The following is a 14,989-nucleotide window of genomic DNA, read 5'->3' on the forward strand; positions in this document are numbered from 1 at the left end:
CGGCTTAAAAAAGGCTCCGGGTTTTTGATTTTGTGCTATTTCTTTGTGCAAGTTGCTATCGCATTTTTATTTTGCAACAGTCCCCTGTTTTATTTTTACTTTTCCTGGATCTGTTTGCCGGTGAGGTGTTCAATGGTGATCTCGTAAAGCTGCACAGCCTTGATGTCCAGCGCAATTTCCTTTTCCACCTCTTCCTTGCCGGGGTAATACTTCATGCCAAGCTCCCGCACGCGGGCCTCGGTAGCAGCGGCATCGTCGATCAGATGGCAGCGGCCAAACACCACGGTGCTCTGCACATAAGGTGCCCAGTCGCCCGGCTCAAAGTGTTCGTTGCCGTAAACGGTAAAGCATACCTTATCATTCTGTTTCAGCGCGTCCACCTTCTGGCCGGACTTTGCACCGTGGAAGTAGATTTTGTCGTGCTCCTGATCGTAGTAATAATTTACCGGGATCGCAAAGGGATAGCCGTTGTCGCCGTTCACTGCCAGCACGCCCCGCCGGGACTGCTGCAGCAGGTGCTTTGCAGCTTCTTCCGGGATGGCGCGGCTGGCTCTTCTCATGGGTCTGAACATTTTTGTTTCCTCCATGTATCGCAGGTTTGCGGTGCGCACTCATGCACCCTTGATAATGCGGATGAGGGTCTTATCCAGCTGGATGGTGCGGTTCCACGGGTTCAGGATGATGCCGCTGATCTCCGGCACGGCAAGCGCTGCATCAAACAGCTTTTCCATATCCACAAGAAAGGTGGACTGCACCGGCTCGGCCCCCTTCATTTCCTCGTCAAAGCTGGTGAATGCATACCACCAGCTTGCGCCGTCGGCCGTCCGGATGGCCCGCAGCTGCATCTGTTCACTGCCCAAATTGGGCTCCACCGCCACGACAAGCTGGCCATGCTCCTTTATGCGCCGCCGGATCACGGTAAGGGTGTGGGCCAGCTGTTCCTGTGTGGGCTCCTGCTGCAGGGCGGCTACCGCCTGCTCGATCTTTTCGTTGCCGTTCAGGCCCTTGTCTCTGGGTTGATTCATTGAGGTTGGTTCCTTTCTATTGTATTTTGGCAGAGGGAATAAGCGCAGCTCATCACAGCAGCAGATCGAACAGGCCGATCATTACCGGCATAGACACAATGGAAAGCAGAGTGGTCAGCACATACAGCGCGCTGGAATGCGCCGCATCGCGGTCATAGAGCTGAGCCATGGAGGTAACAGTAGCACAGGCAGGGGTGATGGCGGCAAGGTAGACCGTCATCAGGATGTTCTTGCCGTCGGCCACCCAGCTGGATGCATGGCAGACCCACAGCAGCACCAGAACCACCAGCGGGCATACCACCAGACGCAGCACTGTGGGCAGATAGTTGCGGCGGGTGCAGAACACCTCCCACAGCGGCTTTTCTGCAATGGCCATACCGGCCAGCAGCATGCCCATCGGTCCCATCATGTTGCCCACTGTGCTCATGGTATTCTGCAGCGGTGCAGGCAGCACCACACGGAACCAGTACAGCAGTGCACCGGCTGCAATGGCGATCATGTTGATATTGGTGAGCACCTTTTTCCAGTCCAGCGCACTGCTGCCCTGCAAAAGGGAACTGGCGTGGGTCCACAGCAGCACCAGCTGCACAATGATGAATGCGCAGGAGTAAATGACATACGCATCGCCCATCAGAGCCTTGACCAACGGGATCACCAGTGCAGCGGCGTTGCTGTAGATCACATTCACCTGTTCCACGGCATCCAGCTTGAGCGGGCGGCTCAACAGGGCGCTGAGCACCAGCAGCACTACATGGATAGCCGCAGCAATCGCCATGGAGTACAAAAGGCCCTTGCGGATCTCCGGCGTATCGTCGATCTGGAATGCGTTGATGATCACGCAGGGCGTGACCAGATACACCATGACCACTGAGAGCACCCGGCTGTCGCTGGCCTTCAGCAGCCCTACCTTGACCACAGCATAGCCCATGATCAGAATGAGGAACAGCTGTGCGATCTGCTGCATCAATAACAGACTTATCTCCATTGTTTTTTCCTTTCCCCTTCCCTTTTTCAAAACCCAAAGGGAGAGCCGCCTTCCGCAAGGCAGCTCTCCCCTTTTTCTGATTTTATTTGCCGCTCGTCAGCCGCGCCACATGCAGCGCCAGATAGGCGGTTTCCTCGTTGGGCAAAAACACGCCGTACTTGCGCAGCACAAAGGTGCGTATTTTTTCCGCGCAGGTCACCGCTGCCGGATAATTCTGCTGCATCTGCTGGAACAAAAAGTCGTCTTCGCTGTCCATCAGTTTGCCGGAGAAGAACCGTTCGGCAAAATACTGCAGGTGGCTCACGAACCGCGCATAGTGGATGCTCTCGGTGCTCACCGGGCAGTGCATACTGTAGGTGACAATGTTGGACAGCTCACCGATCAGCTGCGCTGCCCGCATGGCATCGTAGCCGGCCTGCGGGTCCTGCCGGGCGTTGACGATATGGAAGGCAATGTTGCCTGCCTCTTCGTCCGGCAGCTCAATGCCAAGCTTTGCCTTTACCTTCTGCAGGCCGCGCTGGCCCACCGCGTACTCCTTGGGATAAAAATGCTTGATTTCCCAGAAGATGCGGTTGGTCACCACAAGACCCTTTTGCTGGCGCTCCACTGCAAAATGCAGGTGATCGGTCAGCAGCAGATAGATGTGCGCCGAAAGTTTGACTCCCAGCGACTGCTCTGCGTCGTCCACAATGTCCTGCGTCAGTTCCAGATAGGATGCCGGAATGCTGGAAAACAGCTCCAGCATAGGCTGTGCGTCCGGGTTGGACAATGGAAGGAACACGCGGTCTGAGGGCTGCCGTTCAATGGGCTCGCCCGCCTTGCGGCCATAGCCGATGCCCTTGCCCAGCAGGATGGATTCCTCGCCGCTGTCATCCTGCACCAGCACAACACTGCTGTTCAGCACCTTCTGAATGTGCATCGGTCCCTCCTCCTTCCGTTGAAACCTTAAGACTGCCGCTTAGTCCAGATCTTCGCCGTTGGAAGCAATGACCTTCTTGTACCAGTAGAAGCTGTCCTTACGGCTGCGGGCCAGAGTACCGTTGCCCATATCATCCTGATCCACATAGATAAAGCCATAGCGTTTGGACATCTGGTTGGTGGATGCAGAGATCAGGTCGATGGGTGCCCATGTGGTGTAGCCCCACATCTCAACACCCTCATCGATGGCCTTGCCCATTTCGCTGATGTGCTGGCGGAAGTACTCTACACGGTAGGGGTCGTGGATGGAGCCGTCGGCCTCCACCACGTCCTTGGCACCCATGCCGTTCTCCACCACCATCAGCGGCTTGCGGTAACGGTCGTACAGCTCGATCAGGCTGTAGCGCAGGCCCTTGGGGTCGATCTGCCAGCCCCAGTCGGTGGAGGGCAGATACGGGTTCTTGACACCCAGCACGGTGTTGCCGGGGGTACGCTCTGCGTTCGGGTCCACAGACTCGGTCATGGTCATATAGTAGCTGCAGGAAACAAAGTCCACACAGCCTGCCTTCAGGGTGGCGGCATCCTCGGGCAGCATTTCCACATGGATGCCCTTGCGCTCGAACATCTTGAGGATCAGGCGGGGGTACTCGCCCCAGACATGCACATCGGCATAGAACAGATTTTCCAGATTCTTTGCCTGAGTAGCCAGTTCATCATCGGGTGCGCAGGTGCGGGCATAGGTGGTGAGCTTGGTCAGCATGCAGCCCACCTTGCTGCCGGGGATGATCTCGTGGCAGTCCTTTACTACCATAGCGCTGGCCACCAGCTGGTGGTGCAGGGCCTGATAGCAGGTCTCCAGCATCTTATCCTCGGGCACGCGGCTGGGGATGATGCCGGCGGTGGTGAACGGGTGACGGATCACGCTGTCCACCTCGTTGAAGGTGAGCCAGTACTTGACCTGATCCTTGTAGCGCTCAAAGCACGCATGGCAGAACTTTGCAAAGCAGTCGATTACGCGGCGATCCACCCAGCCATTGTACTTGGTGGCCAGTGCCAGCGGCATTTCGTAGTGGCTCAGCGTGACCAGCGGCTCGATGCCGTTCTTGTGCATCTCAGCGAACAGGTCGCTGTAGAACTGCAGGCCCTTTTCGTTCGGCTCTGCTTCCTCGCCGGTGGGGAAGATGCGGGTCCATGCAATGGAAACGCGCAGCATGGTAAAGCCCATCTCGGCAAACAGCTTCAGGTCTTCTTTGTAATGATGGTAGAAGTCGATGCCGCGGCGCTTGGGATAATAGGTATCATCCGGGTCGGCCATGGCGGCAGCAATGTGTGCGTCGTCCATGGCAACATGGGACTTGTAATCCTTCACGTCGGTGTTGGGCTTGTAGGTGGCAACATCGGCCACGCTGGGGCCTTTGCCATCCACGTTCCATGCGCCCTCTACCTGGTTCGCGGCAACAGCGCCGCCCCAGAAAAAGCCTTTGGGGAAACTCATTTATTTGCCTCCAGTTTCAGCAGTGCGGCACCGGGCACCACAGCGCCCTCGGCCACAGTCTTGATGGTGAACTCATCGGCGTTGGTCACGACGATGGGGGTAGTTACATCATAACCGTCTGCTTTGATTCCGTCAAGGTCAAACTTCATCAGCAGCTGGCCCTTCTTGACAGTCTCGCCGTCCTTGACCTGCGGGTCAAAGCCCTTGCCATCGCGCTTGACGGTGTCCATGCCGATGTGCATGAGCAGTTCAGCACCGGCATTGGTCTTCATGGAGATGGCGTGCTTGGTGCCGAACACGGACTCGATCACGCCGTCAGCGGGAGCGTACAGCTCACCCTTCTCGGGCACCACGGCAATGCCGTCGCCCAGGATCTTCTGGGAGAAAACTTCATCCTTGACCTCTTCCAGAGCAATGGCCTTGCCCTGCAGGGGGCTGCTGATGGTGGAATCCGCAGCTGCTGCGTCTGCAGCAGTCTCGGGAGCGGGTGCAGCGGTCTCATCCTCTGCGGGGGTCTCGTCCTTATACAGGAAGAAGGACAGTGCGAAGGAAACAACAACGGAGATCACCAGACCAACTGCAGCCCACAGGATGTTCTTGCCGTTATCCGGGTCAACGAACATGGCCATGCCAGCCAGACCGGGGCCCATGGCAACGAATGCCTTGACCTTCATCAGGCCAACGAACAGACCGCCGATGAAGCTGGAGGCCACAACGGACATCATGACCTTCTTGTGCTGCAGGGTAACACCGTACAGAGCAGGCTCGGTGATGCCGAACAGGCCGGAGATGCCAGCGGAAATTGCGGTAGCGCGCAGGTTCTCGTCCTTGGTCTTCAGTGCAACGCCCAGGCAGGCACCGCCCTCGGAAATGTTGTGTGCCAGAGAAGCAGGCATGTACAGCATTTCAAAGCCGGGGTCAGAAATAGAAGCAACTGCGTAGGGGACCAGAGCCTTGTGCATGCCCATGGAGATCATAAAGGGCAGCACGGCAGCCAGCAGAGCAACGGCCAGCCAGCCCAGCGTGTTGTACAGAGCCAGGATCACAGTGGTCAGCAGGGCACCGATGTTGTAGCCCAGAGGTCCGAGGACGACCAGTGCCACAGGGAAGCCGATGCCAAAGCACAGCATGGGCACAAAGAACACGCGGATGGCCTTGGGGCACCATTTGTTGGCCCACTTTTCAATAAAGGACATGAAAATGACGGTCAGGATGGCCGGGAATACCTGGCCGCCGTAAGCGATGTTCTGCAGCTTGATGCCGAGGAAGTAAGCACCACCCTCGGTAGCCAGCAGAGCGGAAACGCTGGGGTGGATCATGGCAGCAGCCAGAGCCACAGACACCAGCTTGTTGCAGTTGAACTTGGTTGCAGTGGTGAAGGCGACCATGACGGGCAGGTAGTACAGAGCTGCATCTGCCACGCCGACGAACACCTTATAGGCGATATCTCCGCTGCTCATCAGGCCCAGAGTGCTCAGCAGCACCATCAGAGCCTTCAGAACGCCTGCACCTGCAATGGCGGGGACCAGCGGCTGGAAGATGCCGACCATGTAGTCCAGAATAATGCCGCCGATCTCTTTTTTGCCCTTGGGGGCAGCGGGAGCTGCAGCCTGACCTGCGTTGAAGGTGCCCAGCTTGAGCAGCTCATCGTACACTTCGATGACATCGTTGCCGATGACCACCTGACACTGCGGGCCGCTGGAAATAACACCCATAACACCGGCAGTCTTTTTCAGGGCTGCAGCATCCGCCTTGGAGGTGTCTGCCAGAGTGAAGCGCAGGCGGGTGGAGCAGTGCTCGACCTGCACAACGTTCTTCTCGCCGCCAACCAGACGCAGCACGTCGGAGGCAGTCTGCTTGTAGTTCTTCATTTTGTTCTCCTTTATCTTGTGTGTGGTGGCATTTCCCTGCCGCCCGGCCGAAGCGGACAAAAGAAAAAAGACCCAACAGAATGACCCCGTGTACAATTTCTCCCGGAATCATAGTATCTGGCTACAATTCACCCAAAAGAAAAGGTATTCGTCATTCCATCAGATCCTGCCTGCATTACCAGTAACATGTCCAACTGGATATTGTGGTATTAGTATATCAATCATCTTTTCGTTTTTCAATATGACTTTTTCACAAAATAAATCTTAAAAAATTATGAAGTTCGCACATTCATTTGTTTTTTCACATAGCTGTCGGTGTGTGCTCGTATACTCCTTTCACCGCCTGCACTGATGCCGGCCGCACATCTTGCGCACCGCGCCGCCGCTTGTTATAATAAGTGTAACGATCTGTTTATTACTTTTTACATGAACATATCGGCGGTTTCGGCTTCCTTGGTGTAGACCACATGGATGTTATGGTACTGCTCAATGCTGCCGGGGCTGCCCGGCACACGATAGGCATCGAATACAAGAATAAGATTGCACTTCTGGTAGCCCTGATAGTTGCACAGAATATCCATCAGCTTGTGGCGGGCCGCTTCCAGACTGTCCTTTGCAAGGGCGTTCAGCTCATCCCACGCAAAGATAATATTGTAGCCGTCCACCAGCAGATATTCGGGCAGAATTTCCCACTGTTGGGCATCAAAATCCGGGCGTTCCCGCTTTTGCACCGGGCGGAATGCCGCCAGCGGGTCCCGTTTGATGGGGCCATAGGTGCGCTCGAAGATTTTGAGCAGCTCGGCATCCTCTTCCAGTGTTGCGCGGTAAGCCGCTGTCCGGCGCTGGGGCACGGCCTGCGTCTCCTGCTCCGGGCTTTTGCTTTTTCCCCAGCCGCTGTCCACATGCATGTGGCTGCGCACCTGATCCCAAGGCACCACAAAGCCCGTGCCATGGGCACAGAACACCGAATCTGCCGGGTTGTCAAGGTCGTGCTCCGGCTCGTAGCCCACAGCTTCAATGATCTCCACCGCATTGTGGCAAGGCCGGTAGCCGTCCAGCGTCAGGGTCAGGTGTCCCCGGCCCCGGGTATAGCCCACCACCTCCATGGGGTAGCTGCGCATGGTGGCCACCGGTGCAAAACCGGTGAGCACAGCAGCCTCTTCCCCGCTTTCTGGCGGGTCAAAGCTGCCCTCCATGCGCTGGATATCGGTCATGGCACGGCCAAGGTTCTCCACCGGCACTTCCAGCCGAAAGGCATACCATGGCTCCAGCAGCTGGCTTTTGGCCAGCATCAGGCCCTGCCGCACCGCGCGATAGGTGGCCTGCCGGAAATCTCCGCCCTCCGTATGTTTAAGATGGGCGCGGCCCGCAATGAGGGTGATCTTCACGTCCGTCAGCGGCGCACCGGTCAGCACGCCAAGGTGCTGCTTTTCTTCCAGATGGGTCAGCACAAGGCGCTGCCAGTTCTTGTCCAGCACTTCTTCCCGGCAGTCGGCGGCAAACTGCATCCCGCTGCCGCGGGGCAGGGGTTCCAGCTTGACATGCACCTCCGCATAATGGCGCAGCGGCTCGTAGTGGCCCACGCCCTCCATAGGCTCCGTGATGGTCTCCTTGTACAGAATGCCGCCGGGGCCGAACTCCACGTTCAGGCCAAAGCGCTCTGCCAGCAAACTGCGCAGCACTTCCAGCTGCACCTCACCCATGAGCTGCACATGGATCTCGCCCAAAGTCTCGTTCCATACCACATGGAGCTGCGGCTCCTCTTCTTCCAGCCGGTGCAGCTTGCCCAGTGCCGCGTGCACATCAGCCCCCTGCGGCAGCAGCACCTGATAGCTCAGCACCGGTTCCAGAACCGGCACATCGCTGTCGCGTTCCGCGCCAAGGCCCTCGCCCGGGCGCGCTTTGGTCAGGCCGGTGACGGCGCACACCTGCCCCGGGCCGATGGCTTCCGCCAGCGTATACTTTACGCCGGAGTACAGCCGCAGCTGGTTTGCCTTTTCCTCCCACGGCTCACCATCTGCTTCGCCGGAGAGCTGGGCCTTTACCTTCAGTTCGCCGCCAGTCACGCGCAGCCATGTCAGGCGCGTGCCCTGCTCATCCTGCGACACCTTAAACACCTTGGCACCAAAGGCATCCAGCGCGGGAGCCGGACGGGTATAGCGGTCGATGCCGTCCAGCAGAGCATCCACGCTTTCCAGTACATTGTTTTCGGTACGCCGCAGCGCCGAACCGAACCAGCACGGGAACACATGCCGGCGTGCAACGGCCGGGATGAGGTCCGCATCGGTCAACTGCCCGGCATCCAGCATCCGATCCATCAGGTTTTCGTCACACAGGGCCAGTGCTTCGTCCCGGTCGGCCTGCGGCACATCAAAGGCCACAAAGCCCTCGCCCAGACGGTGGTTCAGCTGGGCGAGCAGCTCTTCCCTGCTCTTGCCGGGCAGATCCATCTTGTTCACGAACACAAAGGTGGGCACATGGTAGCGCCGCAGCAGCCGCCAGAGCGTCTCGGTGTGGCTCTGCACACCGTCGGTGCCGCTTACCACCAGCACAGCATAGTCCAGCACCTGCAGGGTGCGCTCTGTCTCGGTGGAAAAATCCACATGTCCGGGGGTGTCCAGCAATGTGATATCCGTATTGCCCGCCGTCAACAGGGCCTGCTTGGAAAAGATGGTGATGCCGCGCGCTTTTTCAAGCGTGTCGGTATCCAGAAAGGCATCCTTGTGATCCACACGGCCCAGCTTGCGGATCGCGCCGGAGCGGTAGAGCATGGCTTCCGAAAGGGTGGTCTTGCCGGAGTCCACATGGGCAAGGATGCCCAGAACGATTTGTTTATGCGTTGTTTCCATCCGCTTCTCCTACAATCAAAAATTCATTTTTATTGTAGCACGGATGGGGAAAAAAGAAAAGTTTTTGATTTAGAATGGGGTCGAAGCCCAAAAACGCAATTTATCTTATCGGCTTTTCGCGTGAAAAAACAGCTCTGGAAAATCCGCAGATTTTCCAGAGCTGTAAATATAAGAATAACAATTCCGCTATTCATAGCCAAAGCGAACGCGTCGGCCATTTTAACGGTCAATTACTCCACAATGATGCTCTTGCCGGTCATTTCAGCAGGCACGGGCAGACCGATATACGGCAGCATGGTGGGAGCGATATCTGCCAGGCAGCCGCCCTCGCGCAGCTTCACATCGCCGCAGCCAACAGCCACAAAGGGCACCACGTTGGTGGTGTGTGCGGTGAAGGGGGTGCCGTCCGGGTTCATCATCTTCTCGGCGTTGCCGTGGTCGGCGGTGATGAAGGCGCAACCGCCGGCCTTCAGCACAGCGGACACCACCTGATCCACAGCGGTATCCACAGCCTCAACGGCCTTGACCGCAGCATCGAACACGCCGGTGTGGCCCACCATATCGCAGTTTGCGAAGTTCAGGATCACCACATCGTACTTGCCGCTCTCGATGCGCTTGACGCACTCGGCAGCAACCTCGGGGGCGCTCATCTCGGGCTTCAGGTCATAGGTGGCGACCTTCGGGCTGGGGATCACGCAGCGGTCCTCGCCCTCGTAGGGAGCCTCCACGCCGCCGTTGAAGAAGAAGGTGACATGAGCGTACTTCTCGGTCTCGGCAATGCGCAGCTGAGTCTTGCCATTCTCGGACAGGTACTGGCCCAGAACGTTCTTCAGCTCCACAGGCGGATAGGCGACCTCGCAGTTGGGCATGGTGGCATCATATTCGGCCATGCAGACATAGTTCACCTGCTTGCGGCCGCCGCGGCGCTCAAAGCCGGTGAAAGCATCGTCGCAGAAGATACGGGTCATCTGGCGGGCACGGTCGGGGCGGAAGTTCATGAAGATGACGGTGTCGCCATCCTGCACGCGGCCGCCCTCACAGGTGACGCAGGGCAGAACGAACTCATCGGTCTTGTCTGCTGCATAGGATGCCTCGATGGCCTCGGCAGCGTTGGCGGCATGATTGCCCTCGCCGTAGACAAAGGCAGCGTATGCCTTCTCTTCACGATCCCAGTTGTTATCGCGATCCATGGCGTAGTAACGGCCGGAGACACTGGCGATCTTGCCGATGCCCAACTCGTCCAGCTTGGCCTGCAGGTCGGCCAGGAAGCCCTTGCCAGAGTGCGGGTCGGTATCACGGCCATCGGTGATGCAGTGCAGGTAAACGTTCTTTGCACCCAGATGTTTTGCCATTTCCAACACGCCGAACCAGTGGTCTGCGTGGCTGTGCACACCGCCGGTGCCCACCAGACCCATCAGATGGATGGCCTTGCCGGCATCGATGGCAGCCTTCATGTTCTTGACCAGAACTGGGTTCTTGAGCATCTCACCGTCCTTGATGGACTTGGTGATCAGGGTCAGCTGCTGGTACACGATGCGGCCAGCGCCCATGTTGGTGTGGCCAACCTCGGAGTTGCCCATCTGGCCGTCGGGCAGGCCGACTGCCATGCCGGAAGCCTCGATGGTGGTCATGGGGTACTTTTCCATCAGAGCATCCAGATGGGGGGTCTTGGCGGCCACCACGGCGTTGCCGTAGGTCTCGCCCGGCACCCAGCCGAAGCCATCCATGATGCACAGAAGAACAGGTTTCTTTGCCATAAAATTGAATCTCCTTTGAATTTAACAAATCAGCGCCCGGCACAGCGCTGGAAATGCGGCGCAGCCGGGCGCTGAAACAGCTGATTTAAACCGTCGATCAGCCCTTGGTGGCTGCGTTGACGATGACTGCAAAGTCAGGAGCCTTCAGGGATGCGCCGCCGATCAGGCCGCCGTCCACGTCCTTCTTGCTCAGCAGCTCTTCGCAGTTCTTGGCGTTCATGCTGCCGCCGTACTGGACAGTGGTAGCCTCAGCCACAGCCTCACCGTACACCTCGCCGATGACCTTGCGGATCTGGCCGCAGACTTCCTCAGCCTGATCGGCGGTAGCGGTCTTGCCGGTGCCGATGGCCCAGATGGGCTCGTAAGCGATCACGACATTTGCCATCTGCTCAGCGGTCACATCACGCAGAGCGATCTTGGTCTGCATACGCACCAGCTCTTCGGTCACGCCCTCTTCGCGCTGCTGCAGGCTCTCGCCCACGCAGATGATGACCTTCAGACCGGCGTTCAGAGCAGCCCGAGCGCGCTTGTTCACGGTCTGGTCGGTCTCGGCGAAGTACTGGCGGCGCTCAGAGTGGCCCACAATGACGTACTCCACGCCCAGATCTACCAGCATGTCAGCGCTGATCTCGCCGGTGAAAGCGCCGGACTTCTCGAAGTGAACATTCTCAGCACCCACATGGATGTTGGTGCCCTTGGTCTTTTCCACAGCGGTGACCAGATCGGTATACGGGGTGCAGATAACCACCTCGCAGCCTGCGTCCTGCACGGCGGGGACCAGCTCATCCACCAGAACAGCAGCCTCGGAGGCAGTCTTGTTCATCTTCCAGTTGCCTGCAATGATAGCCTTACGCTTTGCCTTATCCATGATACTCTATCTCCTTTATTTACCTTCTATCGTGCAGAAAGCTCTGCACAAACAAAAAGATGCGGCGGCGCTAAAGCCGCCGCACCCATTATGATGCCGGGATCAGATTATGCGTTCTGAATAACTGCGATGCCGGGCAGCTCCTTGCCCTCCAGATACTCCAGAGAAGCGCCGCCGCCGGTGGAGATGTGGGTCATCTTGTCGCCCAGACCCATCTGCTGCACAGCTGCTGCGCTGTCGCCGCCGCCGATCACGGTGGTAGCATCGCTCTCAGCCATAGCCTTGGCAACTGCCAGAGTGCCAGCTGCCAGAGTGGGGTTCTCGAACACGCCCATGGGGCCGTTCCACACAACGGTCTTGGATGCCTTGACAGCATCGGCAAACAGCTTCATGGTCTCGGGGCCGATGTCGCAGCCTTCCATGTCAGCCGGGATCGCGGTGACAGGAACAACCGTGGTCTCAACAGGAGCGTCGATGGGATCGGGGAAGTCCTTGATGCAGACAGCATCAACGGGCAGCAGCAGCTTCACGCCCTTCTCCTGAGCCTTGGCCATCATCTCCTTGCAGTAATCCAGCTTGGAATCGTCGCACAGGCTCTTGCCGACCTCGTAGCCCTGAGCCTTGACGAAGGTGTAAGCCATGCCGCCGCCGATGATCAGGGTATCGACCTTCTCCAGCAGGTTGGAGATAACATTCAGCTTGTCTGCGACCTTTGCGCCGCCCAGAATAGCGGTGAAGGGACGAACGGGATCGTTCACAGCGTTGCCCAGATACTTGATCTCCTTCTCCATCAGGTAGCCGACAGCGGTATCCTTGATGAAGTCGGTGACGCCTGCAGTGGAGCAGTGTGCACGGTGGCAGCTGCCGAATGCATCGTCAACATATGCATCAGCCAGAGAAGCCAGCTCTTCGCTGAACTCAGGCATGTTCTTGGTCTCTTCCTTGCGGAAACGGGTGTTCTGCAGCAGAACGACATCGCCGTTGTTCATGGCAGCAACAGCAGCCTTTGCGTTCTCGCCCACAACGTTGTCGTCGTCAGCAAACACAACGGTCTTGCCCAGCTTTGCGCTCAGAGCCACAGCAACGGGTGCCAGGCTGAACTTTGCCTCAGGGCCGTTCTTGGGCTTGCCCAGATGGCTGCATAGGATGACCTTTGCGCCATCGTTGACCAGCTTCTGGATGGTGGGCAGAGCTGCGTTGATGCGGTTCTCGTTGGTGATCACGCCGTCCTTCATCGGGACGTTGAAATCGCAACGGACAAGCACCTTCTTGCCGCAGTAGTTCTGATCGTCGATCGTCTTCTTACCTAAACCCATGGTAATAAACTCCTCTCAAGTTTTAATTTCTGAACTAGAGTTTCGCTCGCATTCGGGGGATCTTGCCCCGTTACTCTACTATTATAAACAAAAACCGTGCACATTGCAAGGTCACAAGATAGATAATAGTTTAACAAACATTTGCCGCTGATGCACGGAAATGTGTGTATTTTGACCGAAAGCCGCAGCCTTACCGTGTTTTCCGGCAGAACATTCCGCAAATGCGGTCATACATTCCCCATATGAACTTCTGGTTCCGCTGATCCCGCTCAAAAATTGCTTCCACACCAGCATAGCTGCTCGCCTTATACTTCCTGAAAATATTCTGCTTTCAGAGGATTATTCGACACTTCTTTTTCAAAGAATTCTTTGAAGCCTTCCTCCAATACATCCAGAAAATCCGGAGTCAACCCCCCCACATATTCATGGATATCAGATAATTTTTCTGTGACCCAGCAGGTCACTTGTTCCTTAAAATGTGACCTACTGGGTCACATTTTGGCCTCAGAAGCCATCTCTGCTAAAGGGGAAAAAAGAAAATTCTGACTTCTATGTTGGCTGCTCTTTTCGTTCTTCTTGATTCGTTTTTTCATAGGCCAGATGTTCCTTATTGGAATCCACCATATATCCGGCACCTGTGAAGATAGTCCTGCACTCCTTTGCTCAGAACAATGACCTCGTCCGCATATTTCGCAGCATTTTTTTCGCCTTGGTGGATAAACTTAGAACCAAGTCCTGATTGCCATTTCTCGCGCTGCCAATCAATGCCGGCCGATGTCAAGTCTTGGACAACATTTTTCACAAATAAATTTGAAAAAAGCAAAAAAAAAATAAGCCCTACAAGGTTTTCAGTCAGTATCGAACCGATCTGAGCCTTGTAGGGCTTTACAGTTTACTCTATATGCTTTTTATCTTAGACCGCCTGCAGCGGGGTATTTTCCATCACTTTCTTAAATTCCTCTACTGTCATTCCAGCATCTTCCGCTGCTTCTTCAATCGTCACACGGCCTTTTCTTACCTGTTTAACCAGCATCCGCATCTCACCAATGTTGATGCCTTCTTCTCTGCCTTCGGCCTTTACGCCCTGACTAAGGTTGCACATAACAAGCACCTCCCTTTCCAGTTCTTCGTTCATTGCAACGCCAAATTCTTCTTCAAGAATTTTCTTTTTCTCAGTAGCTGCTCTGGAAGAAGAGAGCAACACATCCATAAATTTCACAATACCTGTATAGTTTTCCGTACCCGGTTCTCCCAGACAAATCGTTACAACACTCATTAAATCGTAGTTTTCCGATTTTTCAACAGCGTTTCCAATCAACTGCTCTGGTCGGATAGAATAACGAATCAGAGTGTTTTGGAACTCCTTGGTTGGGTGTGTACAAACCCAGATAGAGTACACTTTTCGGATTTTCCCATACTCCGAGTTCGTGAATATCGGACCATGCTGTGCGGAGATCATCCTGCTGCAATAATAGATTGCTCGCTTTGTCAACGGGTATCCCGGATTAAAAGCCGTCTGCGCTTCCACATTGATAATAAGACGTATCACATCTTTCCGTGCAGTAGAACCTTCTAACGCCGGTGCAATTGCATCGAACCGGACATCATAATTGACGGTTCCTTCCGTCAACGTAGAATCCTCATTATTGCTTCCGACAATTACGTCAGAAGTTTTTTGGGGTCTGTTTGTATCATCAACATGAACGCCAACCGTGCCCACTTCCGGCGTTCCTTCGATATACTTCTCTGCAATTTCGTCTACGGAACAGGCACTGTACTCATTCACACAGTTCTTCATAATCTGTGCCAGAATCTGTTTGTTGGCAAGCAGCTTCTTGGCAGCCTTATCATAACTCGAATCATATTCCGTCTGCGTTATCGCATGAGCAAGCTGATTTTCCATCG

At 56.0% G+C, this 14,989-nt stretch carries 11 protein-coding genes; all 11 read right to left on the reverse strand.

What is annotated here, in order from left to right; genetic code table 11:
* Positions 1-95: 95 nt before the first annotated feature.
* Positions 96-572: a pyridoxamine 5'-phosphate oxidase family protein gene (locus ACGHUK_RS08855; RefSeq protein ID WP_044954198.1), complete on the reverse strand. Its 477-nt coding sequence runs from the start codon at positions 570-572 to the stop codon at positions 96-98.
* A gap of 39 nt (positions 573-611) precedes the next feature.
* A complete protein-coding gene (locus tag ACGHUK_RS08860; RefSeq protein ID WP_097775308.1) occupies positions 612-1,025 on the reverse strand; it encodes an SseB family protein in 414 nt (137 codons plus the stop codon).
* 52 nt (positions 1,026-1,077) lie between these two features.
* Entirely contained in the window at positions 1,078-2,010 is a 933-nt protein-coding gene (locus ACGHUK_RS08865) for an AEC family transporter (protein WP_154260362.1), read from the reverse strand.
* An 82-nt stretch (positions 2,011-2,092) separates the two neighbouring features.
* The gene (locus ACGHUK_RS08870; RefSeq protein WP_005945634.1) at positions 2,093-2,929 is read right to left on the reverse strand and encodes a PRD domain-containing protein; all 837 of its coding nucleotides are present in this window, start codon (positions 2,927-2,929) and stop codon (positions 2,093-2,095) included.
* Positions 2,930-2,968: 39 nt separating this feature from the next.
* Positions 2,969-4,423 carry a glycoside hydrolase family 1 protein gene (locus ACGHUK_RS08875; RefSeq protein ID WP_005945633.1) on the reverse strand — a complete coding sequence of 485 codons (1,455 nt, stop codon included), beginning with the start codon at positions 4,421-4,423 and terminating at the stop codon, positions 2,969-2,971.
* Complete coding sequence (locus ACGHUK_RS08880; protein ID WP_390574059.1) at positions 4,420-6,294, reverse strand: beta-glucoside-specific PTS transporter subunit IIABC; 1,875 nt, start codon at positions 6,292-6,294, stop codon at positions 4,420-4,422. Before ACGHUK_RS08880 ends, ACGHUK_RS08875 begins: the two co-directional genes overlap by 4 nt.
* Before the next feature lie 422 nt (positions 6,295-6,716).
* Positions 6,717-9,143 carry an NYN domain-containing protein gene (locus ACGHUK_RS08885; protein ID WP_390574061.1) on the reverse strand — a complete coding sequence of 809 codons (2,427 nt, stop codon included), beginning with the start codon at positions 9,141-9,143 and terminating at the stop codon, positions 6,717-6,719.
* A gap of 230 nt (positions 9,144-9,373) precedes the next feature.
* The gene (gene gpmI, locus ACGHUK_RS08890) at positions 9,374-10,900 is read right to left on the reverse strand and encodes a 2,3-bisphosphoglycerate-independent phosphoglycerate mutase (protein WP_005945614.1); all 1,527 of its coding nucleotides are present in this window, start codon (positions 10,898-10,900) and stop codon (positions 9,374-9,376) included.
* Between the two features lie 97 nt (positions 10,901-10,997).
* Positions 10,998-11,768, reverse strand: coding sequence for a triose-phosphate isomerase (gene tpiA / locus ACGHUK_RS08895; protein ID WP_390574063.1), 771 nt, complete (start codon positions 11,766-11,768; stop codon positions 10,998-11,000).
* Positions 11,769-11,875: 107 nt separating this feature from the next.
* A complete protein-coding gene (locus ACGHUK_RS08900) occupies positions 11,876-13,084 on the reverse strand; it encodes a phosphoglycerate kinase (RefSeq protein WP_005945608.1) in 1,209 nt (402 codons plus the stop codon).
* A gap of 913 nt (positions 13,085-13,997) precedes the next feature.
* Positions 13,998-14,987 carry a hypothetical protein gene (locus tag ACGHUK_RS08905; RefSeq protein WP_294647593.1) on the reverse strand — a complete coding sequence of 330 codons (990 nt, stop codon included), beginning with the start codon at positions 14,985-14,987 and terminating at the stop codon, positions 13,998-14,000.
* Positions 14,988-14,989 lie beyond the last annotated feature (2 nt).

Origin of the sequence: Faecalibacterium sp. i25-0019-C1 (genome assembly GCF_042854225.1) — a bacterium.
GTDB lineage: Bacteria > Bacillota > Clostridia > Oscillospirales > Ruminococcaceae > Faecalibacterium > Faecalibacterium taiwanense.